Consider the following 23,193-nt stretch of genomic DNA (forward strand, 5'->3'; position numbering starts at 1 on the left):
ATAAGGATCATTGACGATGTCGTCAAACAGCATAAAGGATAGCCTCTCTGCGGCCAGAATAGGAACGTATGAAAATATCGTCGGCGGACCGACTGGCTTGCTTCAGACAGAAAAAGCCTTAAAGCTTTACATGTGGAATGCGCAAATCTCAGCCGCTTTTTTTGTTCCTCTTCATGTGTGCGAAGTCCTCACGCGCAATGCTATTTCTGAGGTCATTGAAGCGGTATACGGGGACAGGTGGCCTTGGTCCATTGGTTTTGAGAGAAGCCTACCGATCCCTATCCATGGCTATAAACCAAAAGATGATCTGATTACTGGGCGGCGAAATCAGCCAACGACGGGAAAAGTTATCCCTGAACTAAAGTTTGTTTTCTGGCAAAAAATGCTGACCGGAAGATTTGATACTCGCTTATGGAACAATCACATACTAACCGCTTTCCCTCATGCCGTCGCCCAGGGCCTGAGTGCCGCGCAGTTGCGTCAGAATCTCTATAATGATTTAGAAACTGTAAGAAAACTGCGTAACCGCATTGCTCATCACGAACCTATAATCAACCGGAACCTGCTGGATGATTTCGCAACGATAAAAAGAATTATTGCGTACCGGTGCGAACATTCGGTTGAGTGGATGCAAAACAATCAGATGTTGCTCCCGCTCCTTACACTTAAACCGTAGTAATACTGTGCCTGGCTGTCGTTATCTCTTCCGAAAAAGTCTGAATAGGAGATTTCCTGTCGCTTTCCATCAATCTACCTAGCTGTACCTGAATCAGGATAATCTGCCAGAATACCGAAGTAACATAAGGTTATATTATAGCTATTTATGTTATTTCCCGCGTTTTCGCCCTGCTGATAGCCTGCGGTTAATACAGCAATAATTAAGGGGCAGGGAATGAAAAAGCATATTTTGACAGTGACTTTATTGGCCGGGTTGGCTTCCGTTTCTGGTGCTGCACAGGCAGATAAATTAGATGATATTCAGAAGGCGGGCGTAGTGAAAATTGCCGTCTTCGACAGTAATCCGCCGTTTGGCTATGTCGATCCGCAGAGCAAAAAGCTGGTGGGTTATGACGTGGACATCGCCGAGGCAATTGGTAAGGCGCTGGGCGTGAAGGTTGAGCTGCGCGCAACTAATCCGGCTAACCGTATCCCGCTATTAAGCTCGCAGAAAGTCGATCTGATCGCCGCGAACTTCACTATCACCGATGAGCGTGCCAAGCAGGTTAACTTTAGTATTCCTTACTTTGCTACCGGGCAAAAATTCATCGCCCGTAAAGGCGTACTGAAAACACCGGAAGACATCAAAACGCTGCGTATTGGCGCGGATAAAGGCACTGTGCAGGAAATTACCCTGCGTGAACATTACCCGACCGCCAAAGTGATTTCCTACGACGATACGCCGCTGGCCTTCGCCGCGCTGCGTAACGGCAACGTTCAGGCCATCACGCAGGATGATGCCAAACTAGTCGGCTTGCTGGCTAACGTGCCTGATGCACAGAAGGCTGAGTTTGAAATCTCTCCGTTCAGCATTACCAAAGAGTATCAGGGCGTCGGGATTCCGAAGGGCGAAGAGCGTCTGACGGCGAAAATTAACGACACGCTGATTAATCTGGAAAAACAGGGTGAAGCGAAGACGATTTACGATCGCTGGTTTGGGCCGAGCACGAAGTCATCCCAGCCGCGCGGCGATTTCACCTTTGCCCCGTTGGATCAACAACCTAAATCCTGATAGCTGACACCTTCAGTATTATGATCCCAGCCCTCTGCATTGCAGGGGGCATTTCTATTTGTATCTCGTAGCAATGACAAAGAGAGATAAAACGCATGGATACGGCGCTGCAATCGCTTGAATCGTGGCTGTTGGCTCCTCAATACCTCATCTGGCTGTGGCACGGTTTTCTGATCACGCTGGGCATTTCCCTGAGTACGATCGTTTTGTCTACCGTGTTGGGCTTTCTGTTGGCGGCGGCCAGAGACAGCCAGATTCGTGTTCTGCGCGGCATTGTGGTGGCGTATAGCTCGTTATTTCGTAATACACCGCTGCTGGTACAGCTGTTTTTCTGGTATTTCGGGGCTGGGCAGCTTTTTCCCTCAGGTATGATGCAATGGCTGAACACCCCGCATGTTATTTCGCTGTTGGGCACGACGTTAGCGTGGCCTTCTTTTGAGTTTCTGGCGGGATTGGCCGGGCTGACGCTCTATTCCAGCGCGTTTATTGCGGAGGAAATCCGCTCCGGTATCCGTGGCGTCGCGCGCGGGCAGAAGTACGCGGCGCATGCTCTGGGATTAACCGGCTGGCAATCCATGCGCTATGTGGTATTGCCGCAGGCGCTAAAAATCGCCCTGCCGCCGCTGCTTGGGCAGTACATGAATATCGTTAAGAATTCGTCGTTAACGATGGCGATTGGCGTTGCTGAATTGTCCTACGCGTCACGTCAGGTGGAGACGGAAACCTTGCGCACGTTTCAGGCGTTTGGCGTGGCGACGGTGTTGTACATCGTGATTATTGCGGTGATGGAAGGCTGGGGCATGTGGCGTCAGCAGCGTAGTCTGGCGGAGAGACACTAAGATGGATTTTACCGTTATCACCGATAACATCGACTATTTGATGTGGGGCACGTTCCCGGATGGCCCGCTGGGTGGCGCGGCGCTGACGCTGGTGATGAGCCTGCTGGCTGGCGTAGCCTCTGCTGTTTTGGGTACGATTTTGGGCGTGGCGCTGGCGATGTCCCGGGGATGGTGGAGTGCGCTGTTGGCGATGGTGCTGGGGTTCTTCCGTGCAATTCCCGTCATCATGCTGATTTTCTGGACCTACTTCCTTCTGCCGATCGTTTTTGGTGTCGATATCCCTGAAATCACGACCGTGGTGTGTGCGCTGGCGTTGATCGCCTCGGCGTATCTGGCGCATGGCGTGAAGGCGGGCATTGTTGCGATTGGGCGCGGTCAGTGGCAGGCTGGGCTCTCGCTGGGATTAAGCCGCTGGCAGGTGTTGTGGCAGATTGTCCTGCCGCAGGCGCTGCGGATGATGGTGCCTTCCTTCATCAACCAATGGATTTCCCTGATTAAAGACACTTCACTGGCCTATATTGTCGGCGTCGGCGAGCTGACGTTTCTCGCTACGCAGGTTAATAACCGCAGCATGGTCTACCCGATGGAGGTTTTCCTGTTTGTCGCGCTGGTCTACTTTGTGTTTTGTCTGTCGCTGGAGCTGCTGGCGAACGGGGTTAATGCCCGCTTTAACCAGCAGGAAAAGTAGCCGAAACGCCGTATTCTGTGGTGGCGGAATAAGCCAGCCTGAGGATGAAGATCACGTGCGTTGTGCGGTGGTAATGGATAGATCGTAAAGACGCTGTGAATACGTCCGTGTACGCTCGGTTTGCGCCATCCATGGCGCAAACGCTTTACTCTTCTATTCCATTACCACCGTTTTCGTTCCGTAAATAGATTTTCCGACGGTCTGACATAAGTCTGAATGGCTGCTACTGCGCAGTGATATTCCAGCCTTTTTCGCGCCAGATTTGCGGCAGTTCACGCATATCATCGAACATCGTGACCAGCGGGTGATGGATCGGCTGGTTGTGGGGATCGGCGCAGTAATAGAACACCGGAATGCCCGCAGCGATGCCAGCCTGTACGCCAGCGGCGGAATCTTCAACCAGAATACAGTGCTCAATAGGAAGCTGTAACTGCTCGGCGGCGTGATACAACACCGCCGGGTCGGGCTTCCACTTTTTCAGATCGTAGCCGCTGTAGAGATGGTCGCCAAACAGATCGAGCATGTGCGTCAGGCCGAGCGAATGCTGCATCTTGCTGACCGGACCATTGGACACCACGGCCATCGGGACGGTAATCGACTGCACTAGATCACGTGCACCCTCGATAGGTTGCAGGGACTCATCGAACAGACGCTTTACCTCTTGCCGGAAATGACGCTCCGCATCGTCTACCGATACGGTTAAGCCATGCTGCTGGCTGATGCGGGCAATAATCTCGTATAGCTTCACGCCCTTGTAGGTTTTTATCACCTCCTCCAGCGATAAGTTCACCCCATACGGGATGAAAATATTCACATAAGCCTGGCAACACAGCACTTCGCTATCAACCAGCGTGCCATCACAGTCGAAGAAGACGCATTCAATACGGGGCATGACCAATCCTTATCGATGAAATAAAAGATGAAGCTCCTACTTTAACCAATTGACCCGATATTGCGACCTATACTCGTCATACTTCAAGTTGCATGTGCGTTGGCTGCGTTCAGTCACCCGAATCACTTACTTGAGTAAGCTCATCGGGACTCCCTCGCTTGCCGCCTGCCTGAAACTCGAATTATTTAGAGAATACAAAGCCATTTTCAGAGCGATCTTGCGTAAAATTAAGGGGTTTCAACCGAGGGATGGTGGCGCAATAGATATAACGTTAATAGGTTCTTCTTATTCGATGAAAAAAAACGTGGGATCAACGTAAAAACGCAGCGTTTTGTTATAGGATACCCGACGACAGTTATTCCCTTCTTTGGATTGTTACTAATGAATAAATCACAACCCGGTCTTGCTACCGAGCAAGGCCTGCTGGAGCGCGTGTTTAAACTTAAACAACACGGCACGACAGCACGTACGGAAACGATTGCCGGTTTCACGACGTTTTTGACGATGGTCTACATCGTTTTTGTTAACCCGCAGATTCTGGGTGTGGCGGGGATGGATACCAAAGCGGTCTTTGTGACCACCTGTCTGATTGCGGCATTCGGCAGCATTTTGATGGGGCTGCTGGCTAACCTGCCTGTGGCGCTGGCACCTGCAATGGGCCTGAATGCGTTTTTCGCTTTCGTCGTCGTCGGTGCGATGGGTCTGCCATGGCAGGTTGCGATGGGTGCTATTTTCTGGGGCGCAATCGGTTTCTTGTTGCTGACTATCTTCCAGATTCGCTATTGGATGATCGCCAATATCCCGCTTAGCCTGCGTTTGGGTATCGCCAGCGGTATCGGGTTGTTCATTGCCATGATGGGCCTGAAAAACGCCGGCATTATCGTTCCTAACCCTGAAACACTGGTGACGATTGGTAACCTGACGTCACACAGCGTGCTGCTGGGTGCGCTGGGCTTTTTCATTATTGTGGCGCTGGCCTCACGTAATATTCACGCCGCGGTACTGATCTCCATCGTGGTGACCACCTCAATTGGCCTGCTGCTGGGCGATGTGACGTATTCTGGCGTGTTCTCTATGCCGCCGAGCGTCATGTCGGTGGTGGGTCAGGTTGATCTAGCTGGGGCGCTGAACCTCGGGATGTCCGGCATTATTTTCTCCTTCATGCTGGTTAACCTGTTTGACTCCTCCGGTACGCTGATTGGCGTGACGGATAAAGCCGGTCTGGTTGATGCTCGCGGTAAGTTCCCGCGCATGAAGCAGGCGCTGTATGTCGATAGCATCAGCTCTGTAGCCGGTTCGTTTATCGGAACGTCATCCGTTACGGCGTATATTGAAAGCTCCTCTGGCGTGTCCGTGGGCGGACGTACCGGCCTGACGGCTGTGGTTGTGGGTCTGCTGTTCCTGCTGGTCATCTTCCTGTCGCCGTTAGCGGGTATGGTGCCTGCCTATGCGGCCGCTGGCGCACTGATTTACGTGGGCGTATTGATGACGTCCAGCCTGGCACGCGTGAAGTGGGATGACTTGACGGAAGCCGTTCCGGCCTTTATTACCGCGGTGATGATGCCGTTCAGCTTCTCTATTACTGAAGGGATCGCGCTGGGCTTCATTTCTTACTGTGTGATGAAGCTGGCGACGGGCCGCTGGCGTGAAATCAGCCCTTGCGTGGTCGTGGTTGCGCTGCTGTTCCTGCTGAAAATCGTGTTTATCGACGGGCATTAATGTGTTCGTGGCTCCGGGCTTTCCCGGAGCCTCAGCCTGCGACAAGGCGGCTGGCTACTGTGAGGCGGTAGAGGTGGCTTTTTCTATCGTATGGCTGGTTAATTTCATATAGCGTAAAGACTGGCGCTGCTGCTGTAGTATTTCCCCCGACTTTCTCATGCCCGTTGCTGACGTGTATTTCCACATGATCAATCGGTTAAGTGTGGGGATATGGGCGCAGGCCCAGGCAAGGTAATCATCAACATCGCTCATCACTTCTACGGCGGGGGTGCAGGTTGAACGTAGCCTGCCAGAGGCGGGGTGGAGTTTCAGGTTATTGGGAGGGTGGCTGTTCACGCCAGGGATCTTCATCAATGACTGGCGGATGGTGCATAGCTGCGTTGCTGCTTCCAGCGGATCGCGCTGCGCGTCGATCCACGCCTGTTCGGCCTGTGTCTGCGCCTGCATCTGTGGGACGACCTGATTCGTTGGCCTGACATGAACGATTTCGATATCCATACCGACGCTGCCTTCTTCGCTCAGGAGGATGGCGATAGTATTGCCTGCATAGCCGATGCTGAAATTGGGCATATTGGGATCGGCAAAATAAGGGCGTCCTTCAGGGGATACGAGTAGCGTGGGCAACAGCGGATAGCCGAAAAAATAGAACATCATCTCAGCCAGCAGCACTCGACTCTTCAGATAACGCTCGCGGCGTTTGGCTGAAAAACCTTGTGTTGATGAGATGAGCCTATCGGGCAGTCTTTGTAAGTCAGGAAGCGCTTCCGTGCTTGTCCACCTGACAAAATGGCAGGTCATTGTTCACTCCGTGATCGTGATAAAAGATGGGAACCTATCAGGCATTACCGATGCATATTATCAGACTAATATGTGATCTAAAGAAAAATCGATGGATAAATCGGCGATAATTATTAATTAGGCACACCGAATTTTCTGCATCGTGTGTTTTGTGGCGATCCTTCCCTGTCCGCCACATTCCAGTCTGTTTTAATGGCTCGGCCACCCCAGTGCGGAACGCCGCTGTTTTTCCAGCGTCTGTTTGCGCAACTCATCCGCTGTCACTAATCGCAGCGCCGATGTCGGACACACGCTGACGCAGGAAGGGCTCTGGGCAACATCCACGCATAAATCACATTTGTGAACCTCGCTTTGCATGAGGTGCGCTTCCCCCTCGTCATTCGACGCTTTTGTCACCACATTGATGGCTCCGAAAGGACAGGCAACGACGCAGCTTTTGCAGCCAATGCAGCGGGACTGAATAACCTGGATGCTATCCCGATCGCGCACCAGTGCGTCATTCGGACATACGCTGGCACAAGGCGCGTTCTCACACTGGCGGCAAAGAACGGGGACGCTGACGCTGGCGCTTTTAACGACCTTCAGGCGGGGAAAGAAGTGAGAAGGCCGCAGCTGTGCACTTTGGCCACCGCTATGGGCGACCGCGCAGGCGATCTCACAGGTCCGGCAGCCGATACATTTTTCTGCTTCGGCGATAACAAATTGATTCATGAGCGAAGCTCCTCGCGGGTTGCGTTCATTTCGGGGCGCTGCGGGTGTGCGGGAATGGCTCCCGTGACAGCGGTCAGCCCCATCGTCGCAATCATTCCCAATGCGGCTTTGCGCCCGTCGGCAATGGCGGTCACCACCAGATCGGCACCGCGTACGGCATCGCCACCGGCAAAAATACGCGGATGGTTGGTCTGGCAAGGTATCTGGCTATCAAGCGGGGCGGTGATGTATCCCCAGTTATCCAGACCGACGTTGGCGTCTTCCAGCCACGGCATGTTGTGTGACTGAAAGCCAAATGCGGTTATCACGGCTTCCGCAGGTTGCACGAATTCTGAATCAGGAATAGGGCGCGGACGACGGCGGCCGCTGGCGTCAGGCTCGCCCAGTTCGGTGCGAACCAGACTAATGCCGCATACTTCGCCCTGTTCATTGAGGCAGATTTTTTGTGGCTGAACGTTAAACAGGAACTCCACGCCTTCTTCGCGGGAGTTTTTCACCTCTTTTTTCGATCCAGGCATATTGGCTTCATCGCGACGATACGCGCAGGTGACGGATGCTGCGCCCTGCCGAACGGACGTGCGCAGGCAGTCCATCGCAGTATCCCCACCGCCGAGCACCACGACGCGTTTGCCCGCCATCGAGATATAAGGCTCATCCTCTAATTCAGGTAGCCCCATGACGTGTTTGGTATTGGCGATCAGGAACGGCAGCGCATCGAAGACGCCGGGAGCTTCTTCATTATCAATGTTGGCCTTCATGGAGCGGTAGGTGCCTACGCCGAGGAACACGGTGTCATACTCGTCCAGCAACTGAGCCAGAGAAATATCTTTCCCCACTTCGGTATTCAGCTGGAATTCGATTCCCATGGCGCTGAACACTTCACGACGATGAATCAGGACGTCTTTATCCAGCTTGAACGACGGAATCCCGAATGTGAGCAGCCCACCAATTTCCGGGTGACGATCGAACACCACGGCCTGCACACCGTTGCGGGCCAGCACATCGGCACAGGCTAGCCCTGCCGGGCCAGCACCGACGATCGCCGCGCGTTTGCCACTGGGAACAACATTCGTCATATCGGGCGACCAGCCCATTTTTATCGCAGTATCGGTAATGTAACGCTCAACGTTACCGATGGTAATCGCACCGTACTCCTTGCCCAGCGTACAGGCTCCCTCACATAACCGATCCTGCGGGCACACTCGGCCACAGATTTCCGGCAGGCTGCTGGTTTGGTGCGACAGTTCTACGGCTTCAAGAATGCGCCCCTGTTTTGCCAGACTCAGCAGTTCGGGAATATTGTTATGCAGCGGGCAGGTCCACTCGCAGATTGCACGTTTGCCGCAAGAAAGGCAGCGATCGGCCTGATCTTCCGTCTGCTGCATGGAGAAGCCATGATAGATTTCATCAAATGTGGATGTTCTCTGGGTCAGCGGCTTTTTCTCGGCATCCCGGCGCGGCCAGTTTTTTCTTTTGCTGAGCGGATGGGTCGTCAGCGTTTTCAGCACGGGCGTTTCACGCTGCCAGTGAGCGGAGGAACGCAGCGCCATCGCCTGCTGTTTCTCCTGACGGCGGGCCGCTAACGTTTGCTCGCTGACGAGCTGTAAGGCCTGAGTCGGGCAGGCTTCTACGCACGCTTGCCCTTCTGGACGATCGGCGCAGAGATCGCATTTGTGGGCGATGGCGCTGTTGTCTACAGGGCTTGTCACCATGGACATTGCGCCGAACGGGCAAGCCAGTACACAGCTTTTGCAGCCGATGCACTTTTCCTGAACGAGCTGAATGCTATTGTCTTTTCTGATCAAGGCCTGCGTTGGGCACACGCTGGCGCAGGGGGCATCTTCACAGTGACGGCAGGTCACAGCAGCCCGCAGCGTTGGCGTATTGAATGCCTTGATTCTGGGCTGAAACACCGCAGCGCTATCTGGATAGCGCTCGTCATTGTGTGAAATGACACAGGCGATTTCGCATGCATGGCACCCCATACAGTCTTGAGTACTGGCAATAACAAATCGGTTCATTACCTTTTCCCACTCTGGATCCCTCGATCGTGGCCTTTATCCTAATAGTTGGATAACACCCTGACCTTGATATAGAGCAGGTAAAAAGTCGGTTAATGTTAAATCTCGCTCGTGTTGCTAATAAAATTATTGAATCGTTTCAGTAAGTTGTGATGTTATGCGAAAGTAATGGTCTGGTTGCATATAACCTTGTTTTTTGTCTGGTTTACAGTGGTTTATCTCGGGTAAACATTCTGGTTTTCATTATTCTTGTTAATTTCCCCATGAAATAACTCGTTACTTTTACTTACTCCCCTCATAATGTTGGGCGCTATTTACATGCAGCAAAACATTGTTGCATCAAAACAATGTTGCAGCTAAATAGTGTGTTTACGGCATTTTCATTATGAATCAATAACAGGGCGTTGCTCAGGTTAATGGATTGTCACTAAGGGATAGTGTTATGAATAAAAAAGTCGTTCTTTGTTCTGTATTCATGTCAGCTGCGTTATTGAGCGGATGTGCCACAGAGTCTTCCCGTACCGTAGAAGCACAGAAAGTCACTTCTTACAGTACGCCTTATCAGGGTGTTCGCAGCCCGATTTCCATCGGAAAATTTGAAAACCGCTCTAACTATATGAACGGTATTTTTTCTGATGGCGTTGACCGTTTAGGTAATCAATCTAAAACCATTCTTGTTAGCCATCTCCAGCAGAGCGGCCGCTTTAATGTGTTGGATCGTACCAACATGGAAGAGCTGAAAGCGGAAGCGGGTATTAAAGGACAAACGCAGACGCTGAAAGGCGCTAGCTATGTGATTACTGGCGATGTGACCGAGTTTGGCCGCAAAGAGGTGGGTGATCATCAGCTGTGGGGCATCCTGGGTCGCGGTAAAACACAGGTTGCTTACGCAAAAACCACGCTGAACGTGGTAAACGTACAAACCTCTGAAGTGGTGTATTCCGTACAGGGTGCGGGCGAGTACACCTTGTCCAACCGTGAAATTATCGGTTTTGGCGGTACGGCCAGCTATGACTCGACGCTGAACGGCAAAGTGCTGGATTTGGCGATTCGTGAGGCTGTTAATAATTTGGTTACGGGAATTGAAAGCGGTGCCTGGCGCCCAGCGAACTAATGGAATAGGAATATAACAATGTTATCTCATAAGAAAATTGTCCTGCTACTGGCAGCGACAGTATTAGCAGGCTGTGCATCCGCGCCAAAAACGATTTACAGCTGGGATAAATACCAGCCTGCACTTTATGATTATTATCAACAGGATAAAGTCGGCCCCGATCAGCAGATTCTTGCTTTGAATGAATCGATCGAAAAAGCGAAAGCCGCAAACAAACCTGTCCCGCCGGGACTCTATGCTCAACTTGGGTTGCTGTACGCCAATACTGGCCGTGATAGCGAAGCTCGCCAACAGTTTGAAACTGAAAAAGCGAAATTCCCTGAATCAGCACCTTTTATGGACTTCCTGTTGAGTAAAAATAAAGGGAGCATTAAATGAATCGTTTCTTAGGATTATGTGGTCTGGTTTTTGCGCTGGTGCTGACCGGCTGTGCTAAACCCGTGCCTTATGACTACACGGCATTTAAGCAGAGCAAGCCTAAGTCCATTCTGGTATTGCCGCCGGTTAACCATTCCCCAGATGTGAAAGCGAGCTATAGCCTGCTTTCTCAGGTCACGTATCCGCTGGCGGAGTCGGGATACTACGTATTCCCTGTCGCGGTTGTAGAAGAGACATTCAAACAGAATGGTCTGGTGACGGCGTCGGATATTCATGCGCTGAGTACCGCGAAGCTGCAACAAATCTTTGGTGCTGATGCTGCGCTGTATTTGGACGTAAAAGAGTACGGCACGTCATACATCGTGATTAATAGCGAAACCCGCGTTTCTGCGGATGCTCGCCTGGTTGATCTGCGTACCGGAAAACTGCTGTGGAGTGGGAGCGCAACGGCTTCTAGCAACGAGCAACAATCAAACGCTAACGGCGGCATCATCGGTATTCTGGTGCAGGCTGCAGTAAACCAGATTGCGCACACGATCTCTGACAAAGGCCACGATATTGCTGGCGTGACCAGCGCGCGCCTGCTGGCCGCGGGAAATTCACGCGGTATGCTGTATGGACCTCGTTCACTGCAATACGGTAAAGAAACCTACTAAGTTTCCAGGTAGTACATCGTTACCTTGCAGTACGTCGTTATAGTGTAATACGTCGCTAAATCATCAACGCTGTTCGTAATTGAACGGCGTTTTTTATTGTCTTAACCGATGAGTCAGTTGTGCTATACATCAGCGGCTTGATGACGATGCGGTTTATTATGGCGGGTTGTCCAGACGAAGGCAGCGGTCAGCAGCAGGATCAGCGTGGCCGCGGCCAGCACAATGGAAAACCCGGAATCAAAGGCGGAATGGGCCTGTGTGGTGAGTATCTGCCGCATATTTTCCGGTAAGGATTCGGCAAAAATTAACGCCTCGTCCAGACTGTCATAGGCGGTGTCCGGTGCGGCAAACCCAGCGGGCAGCATAAACGTTGCGGAATAAGCGAAAGACAGCAAACTGCCCATCAGCGTCACGCCCGTTGCGCCCCCTAATTCATACGACACTTCTTCGATTGACGCTGCCATACCCGCTTTTGACGCTGGCGCAACCTGCATAATCGTGCTCGATGCCGCCGTCATGGTGGAGCCCACGCCTGCGCCAATAACGGTCAGGCTGATGATTTGTATAATGGTGGGTGCATTGTGCAGCAGCAGATAGCTTCCCATTCCGAGTCCCGAAATCAACAGGCCAGCGGCTAGCATTGTCCCGCTATTCACGCGCGGCAGTATCTTTCCGGTTAACGGGCCAGAGATAAAGGACGCCAGCGATAGCGGTAAAATGAACAGCCCCGCTTCTAGCGGAGACAGCCCGACGACTAGCTGCAATCGCTGGGTGAAAGCCAGCTCCATTCCGATCAAGGCGGCAGCGGCCACGATAGCTGCGGCCACAGCCGCGCTGAAAGGCCGCAGGCGGAAGAGAGAGAAATCGACCAGAGGATGCTTGCTGTTACGCTGACGCCGAACGAACAGGGTAATAAAAGCCACGCCGATAAGCAGAGCGATTAGCGCATCTTCATAAGACGGAATCCGCTTGCCCAGCTCTTTTATGGCATAGGTGATACCAATCAAACCCACCATAATCAATAGAGAGCCGATGAAATCCCAGCGGTGGGAAGCGTTGCCCGGCCGGTGTGGAATCACGGTAATTCCCATGATGAGTGCAAGTAAAACGACTGGTACGTTAATGAGGAAAACCGATCCCCACCAGAAGTACTCAAGCAGTATCCCGCCCATCACGGGGCCAAACGCCGCGCCGCCGGAGGCCACCGCAGCCCAGATACCGATCGCCAATGCGCGTTCCCGTTCATCAGTAAAGGTCAGACGAATAATCGACAGTGTGGCGGGCATCATCATTGCGGCACCGACCGCGAGCAGCGCGCGGGCAGCGATAAGCATACTGGGTGTAGGCGAATAAGCGGCAAACAGTGACGCTGCACCAAAGACCACCAGTCCGGAAATAAATAGAGGTTTATGGCCCAACTTATCGCCCAACGTCCCCATCCCCAGCAGTAAACCGGAGGCAACCAGCGCATAGATATTAACGATCCACAGTTTTTCCGATGCAGAGGCGTGCAGGTCGTGAGTCAGTGTGGGGAGTGCGGTGTACAGCACCGTCATGTCGATAACAATCAGGAACAGTGCGCTGGAAACAATGGCCAGGATCAGCCACTTTTTTGGTGATTGCATAGCAGGATCTCTACCTTGAACTTCTATTTTTCATCTGTTGGATAGCGTTCTGATGATATAGAATTGCCTTTTAAATACAAACGTATTTTAAATTGGTGAAGATATGGGGCGTCATAAGAGCATTAATCGTGCGTGCGTGTTGGATGCGGCGGAGCAGATTGTCCGTACGCAGGGAACGGCTGCGCTGACGATCGATGCGGTCGCTAAAGCGGCGGGCGTGACAAAAGGCGGTATTCAGTCGTGCTTCGGGACGAAAGATGAACTGATTCACGCGATGTATCAGCGCTGGGAAGATGAGTTTGATGAGATGGCTGCCGTGTGCATCGGTACGGATGATAGTCGGGAAGCCAGAGTACGTGCGCACGTTGACATCACTTATCGGACGGATGCCGCAGAAGGCGATCGGGCGGCGGGCATGATGGCTTCGTTGTTGAATACGCCTGAGCACCTTGCTAGATCGCAGGCGTGGTATGACAGCCAGTTGGCTGGGCTTGATCTGAATTCGCAGGAAGGGCGAGATGCTCGACTGGCGTTTCTGGCCTCCGAAGGGGCATTCCTGCTGCGCTATTTTGGCTTTATGACGGTCGATGATGAGACCTGGAAAGCCATTTTCTCTGATATTTCCCGCCTGCTACCCGAGCGCACTGCTTCCTGAGTAAGCACCTCTGCCCATGAGGCATATTAATTGATTATGGTTTGGTGGATTATTGTTCGCCTGACTGCTGTGCCGCCATAATGTCGTCCAGATTCCCTTCGACCCATATCGCCAGCTCTTTTACCCGCACACCCACCTCTTTGCCTAGTGGGGTGAGGCTATACTCAACATGTGGCGGGACAACCGGATAGGCCGTTCGCAGGACAAAACCATCACTTTCCAACCATTGCAGGGTCTGCGCCAGCATGCGCTCGCTCACGCCGCCAATCCGTCGACGCAGTTGACTGAAGCGATGCGTATCATCAAGTAATGCGATCAGAATCAGTACGCCCCAGCGGCTGGTGACGTGGTTAAGTATCTGGCGAGATGGACATTTCTCAGCGAAGACATTGCCGGTTGGCAGAATGGGTGGCAATAAATCGATGGGTGTTTTGGGTTGACTCACTATACTTACCTTTATGTATGTACTTACTTAAAGTTAGTTTTGACGATATTATGCCAGCCAGTATCTGTTAATAAAAGACGGTTAACAAAAGACAGTTAACAAAAGACAGTTAACAAAAGACGGTTAATAAAAGACAGTCAACAAAAGGAGCTCGAGATGATTGCTATTACTGGTGCATCCGGCCAACTGGGCCGTTTGGTTATCGCACAACTGTTAGAGAAGGTTCCGGCGAGCGACATCGTGGCGCTGGTGCGTGATGTCAATAAAGTGGCCGATCTGTCTGCAAAAGGCGTGCAGGTGAAAGCAGCGGATTATAATCAACCAGAAGCGCTGGCTTCCGCGCTGCAAGGTGTGGATAAGGTGCTGCTGATCTCTTCGAGCGAAGTGGGTCAGCGTGCGGTACAACACCGCAATGTCATCGATGCGGCGGTGAAAGCCGGTGTGAAACTGGTGGCTTATACTAGCCTGCTGCACGCGGATAAATCGCCTCTGGCGCTGGCGGCAGAACATCAGCAGACCGAAGCGCTTCTGAAAGCGTCTGGCTTACCGCATGTCCTGCTGCGCAACGGCTGGTATACCGAAAACTACGCGGCCAGCATCCCTACTGCGCTGGAACACGGTGTGTTTATCGGTAGCGCAGGTGAGGGGAAAATTGCCTCAGCAACGCGCGAAGATTTCGCTGCTGCTGCGGTCGCGGTGCTGACGCAGGACGGGCAGGCTGGCAAGGTTTACGAACTGGCTGGTGATGAGCCTTACACGCTGGCAGAGCTGGCAGCAGAGATCGGCAAGCAGTCTGGCAAAAATATCGGTTATCAAAATCTGTCCGAAGCAGAGTTTGCTGGCGTGCTGGTTTCAGCCGGGCTACCTGAGGGTTTCGCGCAGATCATTGCCGATTCAGACACCGGTGCATCCAAAGGCGGTCTGTTTGATGACGGTAAGCAACTGAGCCGTCTGATCGGTCGCCCAACGACGCCGCTGTCAGCCGTCGTGAAAGCGACGCTGAAGTAATAGAGTAAAGCACGGAGGGAAAAGGCACTTGAATGTGAACGTAATGTAAGTGAGTGCTCACGTTAAGTAATGTTCCCTCTTTACTGAGGCATCGCCGCTTAAGCGGCGATGCCTCGTTGTTTATCAGGATGTCGCGCCCGTTTTTTGTTGGCTACGACGAAAGTTGAGCCATGTTTTTGAGGTAATCCATTTGCTGGCTGGTAGCTCAACGAATTTATACAACAGCCAGGCACCAAAAAGGCTCAGCACCATTCCGGCAACAATCACTAAAATCGCTTCTGGGACATCATATTTAGAGCCGTCAGCCCATAACATAATGAGGTTTAGCACTAAGAAGTGAATCATATAGAACCCGAAAGAGAGATTCCCTAGCCATTGCATGGGTCTGGCGTGTAAAAAAGAGCGGCGTTGATTGATATCACTAACGGTCAGTGAACCAATTACGAGTAGTAAAGGGATGAGCGTAATCAGATTGAAACTGAATTGAAGCGGTATAAAGAGATCAATAAAATATGTTACAGCGGTTAATATTAGGCTGGTTGTGATTGATACGGGGATCCATTTACCCTCCAGAATAATTCGTGATAGTAACATGCCAATAATCAGTTCGGGCAGGCGAGTGAGGGGGAAGGTATAAGAAAGCCACCATCGGGATTCACTAATCAATAAGGGCCACCCTTCAATATAGGGTGTTGCGGGTGTATATAAGGCGATGATGATTTGTGTGGCAATCATGATGAGGTATAAAAAACCGATGGATTTCCATAAATTAGCAGTCGGGATTGATCTGATCACCCTCTGTAAAAAAGGAAATAATAGATAGAATAAAACTATCGTGCAGAGGAACCAACTGGGTGTATTTCCCCCGACGTAATTTTCCCCATCAGGCAGCCAGGTTTGTATCAGCAAGGTATTAGGTAACCAAATATCAACCCTGCTGATATTAATCAATCCTGTCGCAACAAGCAGTAACATGACGATAATATTAACCGGGTATATTCTGGCAAATTTCTTCTTATAGAAAGTAAGCGTGTTGCCAACTGGTTTTGATGACCAATTCATGACAAATCCGCTTAATATAAAAAAGAAAGAAACGCTTACCCAGCCTGATTTGCTAAGTAAGAATGCATAGGCAGTATTGATTTCTGGATCAGAAAATGGGCTGAGCATGTTGTCTAACGACGTATGAAAAAGATAGACGAAAAGAGCCAGAATCATGCGTATCCCGTTCAGTGATGGCAGATTGGGGGAAACGGTTTTTGCTACTATCGGGACATCTTGCGTTGCGCTGTGAGAAGATAGTCCCCCAGCGTTATTGGTCGTGTTACTATTCATTCTCCACCTCATAGTTAAAATATAACATCAACAAAAAATAAAATGCTACGGCTATAGATAACGTCTAAGTACCAGGTGTTGTAATGAAAATGAAATTTAGCTAATGATAATGTTGTTATTAAATTTCAATGTAAAACCATGCCAGTTAAAAGGAATATTTCACTGGGGGGGTAACTCGCTCTATTTTAATTTTATTTAAAATAAATCATGTGATCGTGAGAATCAGGCTAATCATCCAATATAAAAGGATAGCCAGTTAATGATTACTGTGTCTTTCGGTTATTCTAGCGTGTTTTATATTAATCATTATGTTGATGACAGATGGCCTCATCAATGCCACCAGGCTGTTGATAGCCAATTCAATCATCGGAAACGGCAGGGAGACAGAGGATATTCTTATTATGACTAATTCTTTTTTTATTATTGATTAATACAACACATTTTATTTTTTATCAAATCTTTTGTTAAAAAAATGATAATTTATTTAATGACGTCGGACCCTGGGCGATAAGGTGAGCAGATTTTCGGGCTGTTGCTCAGTGAATTGATATCGACGGTTAGTGGTGTAAAGAGCCACTGACTGCGTAGCGTAGCAGTCAGTGGCTTAGCATGGAGCGATTAGAATAAATTAATCGTTACTTCCCAATACAAAAACTCGAGAAAATACGGCCTAGCAGGTCGTCAGAGGTGAACTCGCCGGTAATTTCACTCAGGGACTGCTGCGCTAGCCGCAGTTCTTCTGCCAGCAGTTCGCCTGCGTAGGCGCTTACCAGCTGTTCTTTCCCCTGAATCAGATGCTGTGCTGCTAGCTCCAGTGCTTGCAGGTGGCGACGTCGAGCCAGGAAACCGCCTTCTGTATTGCTGGTGAATCCCATGCTTTGCTTGAGGTGGTCGCGTAGCGTATCGATGCCTTCACCCGTACGGGCGGACAGTCGGATAAGTGAGTGAGTATTCACCTCTTCGATGCCAAGCGTTTCGCCAGTCACGTCAGCTTTGTTGCGTACCACGGTAATCGGCAGCGCTTTTGGCAGGCGTGCCATAAATTCTGGCCAGATTTGCTCAGGCTCAGTCGCCTGCGTGGTGGTGCCGTCTACCATGAACAACACGCGATCGGCCTGTTCGATTTCCTGCCAGGCTCGCTCAATACCAATGCGTTCTACTTCGTCGCTGGCATCGCGCAGCCCGGCGGTGTCGATGATATGCAGCGGCATGCCATCTATATGGATGTGCTCGCGTAGTACGTCGCGTGTTGTTCCCGCGATATCCGTCACAATGGCGGCTTCACGACCGGCTAACGCATTGAGTAAGCTGGATTTACCGGCATTAGGACGACCCGCAATCACCACTTTCATCCCTTCCCGCAGCAGGCTCCCCTGATGCGCTTCAGCTCTGACGGCATCCAGATCGGCCATCACGCCATTGAGCTGTGCTTCAATTTTGCCATCGGAGAGAAAGTCGATCTCTTCATCTGGGAAGTCGATAGCAGCCTCGACGTAGATTCGCAGGTGAGTGAGTGCTTCCACTAACTGATTTATACGGGTCGAAAATACGCCTTGCAGAGAGTTTAGCGCTGAGCGGGCAGCCTGTTCCGAGCTGGCATCAATCAGGTCGGCGATGGCTTCCGCCTGCGCGAGGTCGAGTTTGTCGTTCAGGAAGGCACGTTCAGAGAATTCGCCAGGACGCGCAATCCGCACGGTAGATAGCGTCAGAATACGTTGCAGGAGCAAATCAAGAATAACCGGACCGCCGTGACCTTGAAGCTCCAATACGTCTTCACCGGTAAAGGAGTTCGGGCCAGGAAACCAGAGGGCGATACCTTGATCGAGCGTGGTGCCGTTGGCATCACGGAACGGCAGGTAATCGGCGTGGCGCGGCTTGGGGAGCTTACCCAGAACGGCATGCGCCACGTCTGCGGCCGCCTGTCCTGAAATGCGTAAAATACCCACGCCTCCGCGTCCCGGTGGCGTGGCTTGGGCGACGATGGTGTCGGTATTACTCATGATGTTCTCTCTGCATTGATGCCTGTCTGGCAGGCTATTTTACGTATCGTTGGCTGATAAAACAGCCATTAAAAAAATAAGGCGGTCAATGACCGCCTTACGCTTTCTATCGGTTAGCCATCAACCGGATTATTTTTTCTCGCGGCTATGCAAGCCACGTTTTTCCAGACCGCGGTAGATCAACTGCTGCTGGAGAATGGTAACCAGGTTGCTGACGATGTAGTACATAACCAGACCTGACGGGAACCACAGGAAGAAGACGGTAAAGATGACCGGCATGTAGGTCATGATCTTCTGCTGCATTGGGTCGGTCACGGTGGTTGGTGACATCTTCTGAATGAAGAACATCGTCACGCCCATCAGGATCGGCAGAATGTAGTACGGGTCTTGTGCGGACAGGTCATGAATCCACAGAGCAAACGGCGCGTGACGCAGTTCAACGGAGCCCATCAGCATGTAATACAGTGCCAGGAAGATCGGCATCTGAATCAGCAGTGGGAAGCAGCCGCCCAGCGGGTTTACTTTCTCTGACTTGTACAGCGCCATCATTTCCTGACTCATGCGCTGTTTGTCATCACCAATACGTTCACGCATCGCTTGCAGCTTAGGCTGCAGCAAACGCATTTTCGCCATAGAGGTGTATTGCGCTTTCGTCAGCGGATACATGATACCGCGCACGATAAAGGTAATGGCAATGATGGAGAAGCCCCAGTTGCCGATAAAGCTATGCAGGAATTTCAGCAGCTTAAACAGCGGCTGAGAAATAAACCACAGCCAGCCGTAATCTACAGTCAGATCCAGATGAGGTGCGACTGCAGCCATCTTGTCCTGAATTTCTGGGCCAACCCACAGGGTGGTCTTCAGATCCTGCTGGCTACCTGCGGCAACCACAACCGGAGCGGATTTGAAGCCAATAGCGGCCTGACCGTTACCCAGCTTGCTGGTATAGAAGGTGTTAGCGCCTGCCGTAGTTGGGATCCACGCGGTTGCGAAGTACTGTTGCAGCATCGCTACCCAGCCACCGTTGGTGGTGATGTTCAGGTTTTCGTCCATGTCGCTGAAGCTGTACTTTTTGTACTTGTCTTCGCTGGAAGAGAACGCCGCGCCACGATAAGTGTGCAGTGCAAAGTTGCTGCTGCCGGTATCGCGGTGCTTAGGCAATTCCATAGACTGCTTTAACTGACCAAACAGCGTGAGTTCCAGAGGCTGAGCGCTGGTGTTGTTGACGCTATAGTCAACGTTCAGCGCATAGTCGCCACGTTTCAGAACAAACGTTTTGGTGTAGGTGACGCCGTCAGCTGCGGTGTATGTCATCGGAATACGCAGTTCGCTCTGACCATCCGCCAGCTCGAAGCTATCTTGCGTGGTGGTAAACAGCGGACGCGGGCCGTTAGCTGGGTTGTCCGGGCCGTTTTTGCCAGTCAAACCGCTCTGAGCCTGATAGACAAACTCGGATGTAGTTTCCAGCAGATGGAAAGGTTTATCTGAACCCAATGTGTCCGGGTAAGCCAGCAGATGCGCTTGCTCGATGTCGCCGCCACGCGTGTTGATTGTCAGCGACAGCACATCGGTTTTCACTGTGATCAGTTTGCCTTGACCGCTGGCTGGTACGCCCTGGTTGGTAGCATCACCGGTCACTGCGTTCGTCGCCTGCTGTATGGCCTGCGTGGTTGCTGGCGGATTTTTATCCGTCTCCCAAGCCTGCCAAAGCATAAAGGTTACGAATAGCAGAGCGATGAGAAGAAGATTGCGTTGCGAATCCATCGTTAATGTTCTCTGTTATTGTCGGTTTTTGGCGGTACGGGATCATCACCACCAGGGTTCAAAGGATGGCATTTTAATACGCGTTTAAGCGTCAACCAACAGCCTTTTATCATGCCGAACCTGCGTATTGCTTCAATACCGTATTGCGAGCACGTTGGCCGGAACCGACAATGCGGTCCGAGCAACGGGCTGATAACGAGTTGATAACCGCGTATCAACCCGATCAGGAGTCGGGAGCCAAACGACAATGCCGACGCCATAGTTTTTCCAATGCTTCCGTCAGGGTACGGTTATCCAGTTCAGACACCCCTTTTTTCACGAGCACGACAAAATCCATTGAAGGCAATGAATGTTGGTGCAGGCGAAAGCTTTCGCGCGTCAGGCGTTTAATCCGATTGCGTTCATGAGCACGTTTTACATGCTTTTTGGCGACGGTAAGACCGATGCGGGGATGCCCCAGCGAGTTCAGGCGGCCGAGAATGGTGATATGCGGCGTGCCAGCCCGTTGTGGTTGCTGGAAGACGAAAGTGAAATGACTGGGAGTTAACAAACGTAACTCCCTGGGAAATGCTAGCTTAACCACTCGGTGGGTTAGCTTTTATTACTTAGAAACAGACAGACGAGTACGGCCTTTCGCACGACGGCGGGCCAGAACTTGACGACCATTTTTGGTGGCCATACGAGCACGGAAACCATGGCTACGGTTACGCTTCAATACGGACGGTTGGAAAGTGCGTTTCATGGCGATTTCTACCTAAACTTGGAAAATTATAACTTCACAGTAAACGCGTTTGGCTGTTCGGCGTGAAAAAATGACCGACGCCTCAATCGCATATCACAGCTATATAACGGAAAGAGGCAGGATTGTAATAATTGTACAGTCCTGAGTCAATTAACATCACACTTAACACGCCAGCCATTCCGATTATTTTTGGAATTTCTGCCTGCCAGAGCACAGAAAAGGCGTAGACGCGCGGGCAGGGAATTATACGGACTCTGTTGCAAAGCGCAAGGATCCTCCAACGATCTGTCCCACAAGATCATGATCGATGTCACCGTAACGATCGTGTCTCCGAGAGTATGCTTGGGTGCGCTTTACCGTAAGCGGCTAAAATGTGTGCTAGCCGCCCCTCTGCCGTGTTGCGGGGTGTGGCGATAAGAATAGCCTGTGGATAAAAAGGATCGAAACTGTGCAGAAGGGGAAGATCTCTTCGGCGGATTAGGTTATGATCCGCGGTTCCGTTAGCGATCCTTTTGACGGGATCGTCGGAGTAAACCGCCGCGCTACGTGGTGTGTCTGCTGTCTGAATTGTGAATGAAACAATCGTGGATGACGCAGGCGCCAAAAAATCATGAGTCACATAAATAACGTCTTATTCTTTTCTTTTTGATCGTTCTTGTTCGAGTGGAGTCCGCCGTGTCACTTTCGCTTTGGCAGCAGTGTCTTGCCCGTTTGCAGGATGAGTTACCTGCCACAGAATTCAGTATGTGGATACGCCCGTTGCAGGCGGAGCTGAGTGATAACACTCTGGCGCTCTACGCCCCCAATCGTTTTGTGCTGGATTGGGTCCGTGATAAATACTTAAATAATATCAATGTTCTGCTGAATGATTTCTGCGGGATGGATGCCCCTTTACTGCGTTTCGAAGTAGGGAGCAAACCGTTGGTGCAGACGGTAAGCCAGCCTGCGCAGTCGCACCACAATCCTGTCAGCGTTGCGCGGCAACAGCCGGTGCGTATGGCACCAGTACGGCCAAGCTGGGATAACTCGCCTGTACAGGCAGAGCATACCTACCGTTCGAATGTGAACCCCAAGCATACGTTTGATAACTTCGTTGAGGGTAAATCGAACCAGTTGGCCCGTGCAGCGGCACGTCAGGTGGCCGATAACCCTGGTGGCGCATATAATCCGCTGTTTCTTTATGGCGGCACTGGCTTGGGTAAAACGCACTTATTGCACGCGGTGGGGAATGGCATCATTGCCCGCAAGCCCAACGCAAAAGTGGTTTACATGCACTCCGAGCGTTTCGTGCAGGATATGGTTAAAGCGTTGCAGAACAATGCGATTGAAGAATTCAAACGCTACTACCGTTCTGTTGATGCGCTGCTGATCGATGATATCCAATTCTTTGCTAATAAAGAGCGTTCGCAGGAAGAGTTCTTTCATACCTTTAATGCGTTGCTGGAAGGCAACCAGCAAATCATCCTGACGTCTGACCGCTACCCGAAAGAGATCAACGGCGTGGAAGATCGCCTGAAATCCCGCTTTGGTTGGGGATTAACGGTCGCGATTGAACCGCCAGAGCTGGAAACCCGCGTGGCGATTCTGATGAAGAAAGCGGATGAAAACGACATTCGTCTGCCTGGCGAAGTGGCGTTCTTTATTGCCAAACGCCTGCGTTCTAACGTGCGTGAGCTGGAAGGCGCACTGAACCGCGTTATCGCGAATGCCAATTTTACTGGCCGCTCGATCACCATTGATTTTGTGCGTGAAGCGCTGCGCGATCTGCTGGCGTTGCAGGAAAAACTGGTTACTATCGACAATATTCAAAAGACCGTGGCGGAATACTATAAAATTAAGGTAGCCGACCTGCTGTCTAAACGTCGTTCCCGCTCGGTGGCGCGTCCGCGCCAGATGGCGATGGCGTTGGCGAAAGAACTGACGAATCACAGCCTGCCGGAAATCGGCGATGCCTTTGGCGGGCGTGACCATACGACGGTGTTGCATGCCTGCCGCAAGATTGAGCAGTTGCGTGAAGAAAGCCACGACATCAAAGAAGATTTTTCCAATTTAATCAGAACTCTATCGTCATAAC

At 51.4% G+C, this 23,193-nt stretch carries 23 protein-coding genes; 11 read left to right on the top strand and 12 right to left on the bottom strand.

Annotation, left to right across the window (positions count from 1 at the left end):
• Positions 1-16: 16 nt before the first annotated feature.
• From BJJ97_RS05225 to BJJ97_RS05240, 4 genes are all read left to right on the top strand, one after another.
• Positions 17-676: a hypothetical protein gene (locus BJJ97_RS05225; protein WP_095993280.1), complete on the top strand. Its 660-nt coding sequence runs from the start codon at positions 17-19 to the stop codon at positions 674-676.
• 216 nt (positions 677-892) lie between these two features.
• Complete coding sequence (locus BJJ97_RS05230) at positions 893-1,729, top strand: ABC transporter substrate-binding protein (protein WP_095993281.1); 837 nt, start codon at positions 893-895, stop codon at positions 1,727-1,729.
• 95 nt (positions 1,730-1,824) lie between these two features.
• On the top strand, positions 1,825-2,568 hold the full coding sequence (locus tag BJJ97_RS05235) for an amino acid ABC transporter permease (protein WP_095993282.1): 744 nt from the start codon (positions 1,825-1,827) through the stop codon (positions 2,566-2,568).
• A gap of 1 nt (position 2,569) precedes the next feature.
• On the top strand, positions 2,570-3,256 hold the full coding sequence (locus tag BJJ97_RS05240; protein ID WP_095993283.1) for an amino acid ABC transporter permease: 687 nt from the start codon (positions 2,570-2,572) through the stop codon (positions 3,254-3,256).
• 223 nt (positions 3,257-3,479) lie between these two features.
• Here BJJ97_RS05240 and yieH read toward each other — a convergent pair whose 3' ends face one another.
• A complete protein-coding gene (gene yieH, locus BJJ97_RS05245) occupies positions 3,480-4,148 on the bottom strand; it encodes a 6-phosphogluconate phosphatase (protein WP_095993284.1) in 669 nt (222 codons plus the stop codon).
• A gap of 381 nt (positions 4,149-4,529) precedes the next feature.
• Between yieH and BJJ97_RS05255 the strand changes: the two genes are divergently transcribed.
• Positions 4,530-5,867 carry an NCS2 family permease gene (locus tag BJJ97_RS05255; RefSeq protein ID WP_039487851.1) on the top strand — a complete coding sequence of 446 codons (1,338 nt, stop codon included), beginning with the start codon at positions 4,530-4,532 and terminating at the stop codon, positions 5,865-5,867.
• 54 nt (positions 5,868-5,921) lie between these two features.
• On the opposite strand, the gene BJJ97_RS05260 is transcribed toward BJJ97_RS05255, so the two are convergent.
• The 3 genes from BJJ97_RS05260 to aegA form a co-directional block, all read right to left on the bottom strand.
• Positions 5,922-6,665 carry a 4'-phosphopantetheinyl transferase family protein gene (locus BJJ97_RS05260; protein ID WP_095701054.1) on the bottom strand — a complete coding sequence of 248 codons (744 nt, stop codon included), beginning with the start codon at positions 6,663-6,665 and terminating at the stop codon, positions 5,922-5,924.
• A gap of 189 nt (positions 6,666-6,854) precedes the next feature.
• Positions 6,855-7,376 (bottom strand): 4Fe-4S dicluster domain-containing protein, encoded by a 522-nt coding sequence (locus BJJ97_RS05265; protein WP_095993286.1) that lies wholly within the window; start codon positions 7,374-7,376, stop codon positions 6,855-6,857.
• Positions 7,373-9,397, bottom strand: coding sequence for a formate-dependent uric acid utilization protein AegA (aegA, locus tag BJJ97_RS05270; RefSeq protein WP_095993287.1), 2,025 nt, complete (start codon positions 9,395-9,397; stop codon positions 7,373-7,375). The genes BJJ97_RS05265 and aegA overlap by 4 nt, the downstream gene beginning before the upstream one ends.
• Positions 9,398-9,839: 442 nt before the next feature.
• On the opposite strand from aegA, the gene BJJ97_RS05275 reads away from it, so the two are divergent.
• Genes BJJ97_RS05275 through BJJ97_RS05285 form a run of 3 tightly spaced genes read left to right on the top strand, consistent with a single transcriptional unit; the run spans position 9,840 to position 11,545 of the window.
• Complete coding sequence (locus BJJ97_RS05275; protein WP_039488062.1) at positions 9,840-10,511, top strand: CsgG/HfaB family protein; 672 nt, start codon at positions 9,840-9,842, stop codon at positions 10,509-10,511.
• A gap of 18 nt (positions 10,512-10,529) precedes the next feature.
• Positions 10,530-10,889: a DUF4810 domain-containing protein gene (locus BJJ97_RS05280; protein WP_095701050.1), complete on the top strand. Its 360-nt coding sequence runs from the start codon at positions 10,530-10,532 to the stop codon at positions 10,887-10,889.
• Positions 10,886-11,545 (top strand): DUF799 domain-containing protein, encoded by a 660-nt coding sequence (locus tag BJJ97_RS05285; protein WP_039514235.1) that lies wholly within the window; start codon positions 10,886-10,888, stop codon positions 11,543-11,545. The genes BJJ97_RS05280 and BJJ97_RS05285 overlap by 4 nt, the downstream gene beginning before the upstream one ends.
• Positions 11,546-11,667: 122 nt before the next feature.
• On the opposite strand, the gene BJJ97_RS05290 is transcribed toward BJJ97_RS05285, so the two are convergent.
• Entirely contained in the window at positions 11,668-13,170 is a 1,503-nt protein-coding gene (locus BJJ97_RS05290) for an MFS transporter (protein WP_095993288.1), read from the bottom strand.
• 103 nt (positions 13,171-13,273) lie between these two features.
• Between BJJ97_RS05290 and BJJ97_RS05295 the strand changes: the two genes are divergently transcribed.
• On the top strand, positions 13,274-13,825 hold the full coding sequence (locus BJJ97_RS05295; RefSeq protein ID WP_039514237.1) for a TetR/AcrR family transcriptional regulator: 552 nt from the start codon (positions 13,274-13,276) through the stop codon (positions 13,823-13,825).
• Between the two features lie 49 nt (positions 13,826-13,874).
• On the opposite strand, the gene BJJ97_RS05300 is transcribed toward BJJ97_RS05295, so the two are convergent.
• Positions 13,875-14,270, bottom strand: a complete 396-nt coding sequence (locus BJJ97_RS05300; protein ID WP_095993289.1) for a winged helix-turn-helix transcriptional regulator — start codon at positions 14,268-14,270, stop codon at positions 13,875-13,877.
• A 156-nt stretch (positions 14,271-14,426) separates the two neighbouring features.
• On the opposite strand from BJJ97_RS05300, the gene BJJ97_RS05305 reads away from it, so the two are divergent.
• Entirely contained in the window at positions 14,427-15,278 is an 852-nt protein-coding gene (locus BJJ97_RS05305) for an SDR family oxidoreductase (protein WP_095993290.1), read from the top strand.
• 123 nt (positions 15,279-15,401) lie between these two features.
• Here the strand turns inward: BJJ97_RS05305 and BJJ97_RS05310 are convergent, their stop codons facing one another.
• From BJJ97_RS05310 to rpmH, 6 genes are all read right to left on the bottom strand, one after another.
• A complete protein-coding gene (locus BJJ97_RS05310) occupies positions 15,402-16,613 on the bottom strand; it encodes an acyltransferase family protein (protein WP_095993291.1) in 1,212 nt (403 codons plus the stop codon).
• A 635-nt stretch (positions 16,614-17,248) separates the two neighbouring features.
• Entirely contained in the window at positions 17,249-18,613 is a 1,365-nt protein-coding gene (mnmE, locus tag BJJ97_RS05315; protein ID WP_095993292.1) for a tRNA uridine-5-carboxymethylaminomethyl(34) synthesis GTPase MnmE, read from the bottom strand.
• 129 nt (positions 18,614-18,742) lie between these two features.
• Positions 18,743-20,377, bottom strand: a complete 1,635-nt coding sequence (yidC, locus tag BJJ97_RS05320) for a membrane protein insertase YidC (RefSeq protein ID WP_039485128.1) — start codon at positions 20,375-20,377, stop codon at positions 18,743-18,745.
• Between the two features lie 2 nt (positions 20,378-20,379).
• Entirely contained in the window at positions 20,380-20,637 is a 258-nt protein-coding gene (gene yidD / locus BJJ97_RS05325; protein ID WP_010281237.1) for a membrane protein insertion efficiency factor YidD, read from the bottom strand.
• Positions 20,601-20,960, bottom strand: a complete 360-nt coding sequence (gene rnpA / locus BJJ97_RS05330) for a ribonuclease P protein component (RefSeq protein WP_010281235.1) — start codon at positions 20,958-20,960, stop codon at positions 20,601-20,603. Before rnpA ends, yidD begins: the two co-directional genes overlap by 37 nt.
• A gap of 18 nt (positions 20,961-20,978) precedes the next feature.
• Complete coding sequence (rpmH, locus tag BJJ97_RS05335) at positions 20,979-21,119, bottom strand: 50S ribosomal protein L34 (protein WP_005976668.1); 141 nt, start codon at positions 21,117-21,119, stop codon at positions 20,979-20,981.
• 675 nt (positions 21,120-21,794) lie between these two features.
• Here rpmH and dnaA point away from each other — a divergent pair.
• Positions 21,795-23,192, top strand: a complete 1,398-nt coding sequence (dnaA, locus tag BJJ97_RS05340; RefSeq protein WP_095993293.1) for a chromosomal replication initiator protein DnaA — start codon at positions 21,795-21,797, stop codon at positions 23,190-23,192.
• Position 23,193: the final 1 nt, after the last annotated feature.

This window comes from Pectobacterium polaris (assembly GCF_002307355.1).
Lineage (GTDB): Bacteria > Pseudomonadota > Gammaproteobacteria > Enterobacterales > Enterobacteriaceae > Pectobacterium > Pectobacterium polare.

Bases quoted from the DNA above. Each gene is read 5' to 3' on its own strand.
- BJJ97_RS05225 (WP_095993280.1), top strand. From the start codon at position 17: ATGTCGTCAAACAGCATAAAGGATAGCCTCTCTGCGGCCAGAATAGGA.
- BJJ97_RS05230 (WP_095993281.1), top strand. From the start codon at position 893: ATGAAAAAGCATATTTTGACAGTGACTTTATTGGCCGGGTTGGCTTCC.
- BJJ97_RS05235 (WP_095993282.1), top strand. From the start codon at position 1,825: ATGGATACGGCGCTGCAATCGCTTGAATCGTGGCTGTTGGCTCCTCAA.
- BJJ97_RS05240 (WP_095993283.1), top strand. From the start codon at position 2,570: ATGGATTTTACCGTTATCACCGATAACATCGACTATTTGATGTGGGGC.
- yieH (WP_095993284.1), bottom strand. From the start codon at position 4,148: ATGCCCCGTATTGAATGCGTCTTCTTCGACTGTGATGGCACGCTGGTT.
- BJJ97_RS05255 (WP_039487851.1), top strand. From the start codon at position 4,530: ATGAATAAATCACAACCCGGTCTTGCTACCGAGCAAGGCCTGCTGGAG.
- BJJ97_RS05260 (WP_095701054.1), bottom strand. From the start codon at position 6,665: ATGACCTGCCATTTTGTCAGGTGGACAAGCACGGAAGCGCTTCCTGAC.
- BJJ97_RS05265 (WP_095993286.1), bottom strand. From the start codon at position 7,376: ATGAATCAATTTGTTATCGCCGAAGCAGAAAAATGTATCGGCTGCCGG.
- aegA (WP_095993287.1), bottom strand. From the start codon at position 9,397: ATGAACCGATTTGTTATTGCCAGTACTCAAGACTGTATGGGGTGCCAT.
- BJJ97_RS05275 (WP_039488062.1), top strand. From the start codon at position 9,840: ATGAATAAAAAAGTCGTTCTTTGTTCTGTATTCATGTCAGCTGCGTTA.
- BJJ97_RS05280 (WP_095701050.1), top strand. From the start codon at position 10,530: ATGTTATCTCATAAGAAAATTGTCCTGCTACTGGCAGCGACAGTATTA.
- BJJ97_RS05285 (WP_039514235.1), top strand. From the start codon at position 10,886: ATGAATCGTTTCTTAGGATTATGTGGTCTGGTTTTTGCGCTGGTGCTG.
- BJJ97_RS05290 (WP_095993288.1), bottom strand. From the start codon at position 13,170: ATGCAATCACCAAAAAAGTGGCTGATCCTGGCCATTGTTTCCAGCGCA.
- BJJ97_RS05295 (WP_039514237.1), top strand. From the start codon at position 13,274: ATGGGGCGTCATAAGAGCATTAATCGTGCGTGCGTGTTGGATGCGGCG.
- BJJ97_RS05305 (WP_095993290.1), top strand. From the start codon at position 14,427: ATGATTGCTATTACTGGTGCATCCGGCCAACTGGGCCGTTTGGTTATC.
- BJJ97_RS05310 (WP_095993291.1), bottom strand. From the start codon at position 16,613: ATGAATAGTAACACGACCAATAACGCTGGGGGACTATCTTCTCACAGC.
- mnmE (WP_095993292.1), bottom strand. From the start codon at position 18,613: ATGAGTAATACCGACACCATCGTCGCCCAAGCCACGCCACCGGGACGC.
- yidC (WP_039485128.1), bottom strand. From the start codon at position 20,377: ATGGATTCGCAACGCAATCTTCTTCTCATCGCTCTGCTATTCGTAACC.
- yidD (WP_010281237.1), bottom strand. From the start codon at position 20,637: ATGGCGTCGGCATTGTCGTTTGGCTCCCGACTCCTGATCGGGTTGATA.
- rpmH (WP_005976668.1), bottom strand. From the start codon at position 21,119: ATGAAACGCACTTTCCAACCGTCCGTATTGAAGCGTAACCGTAGCCAT.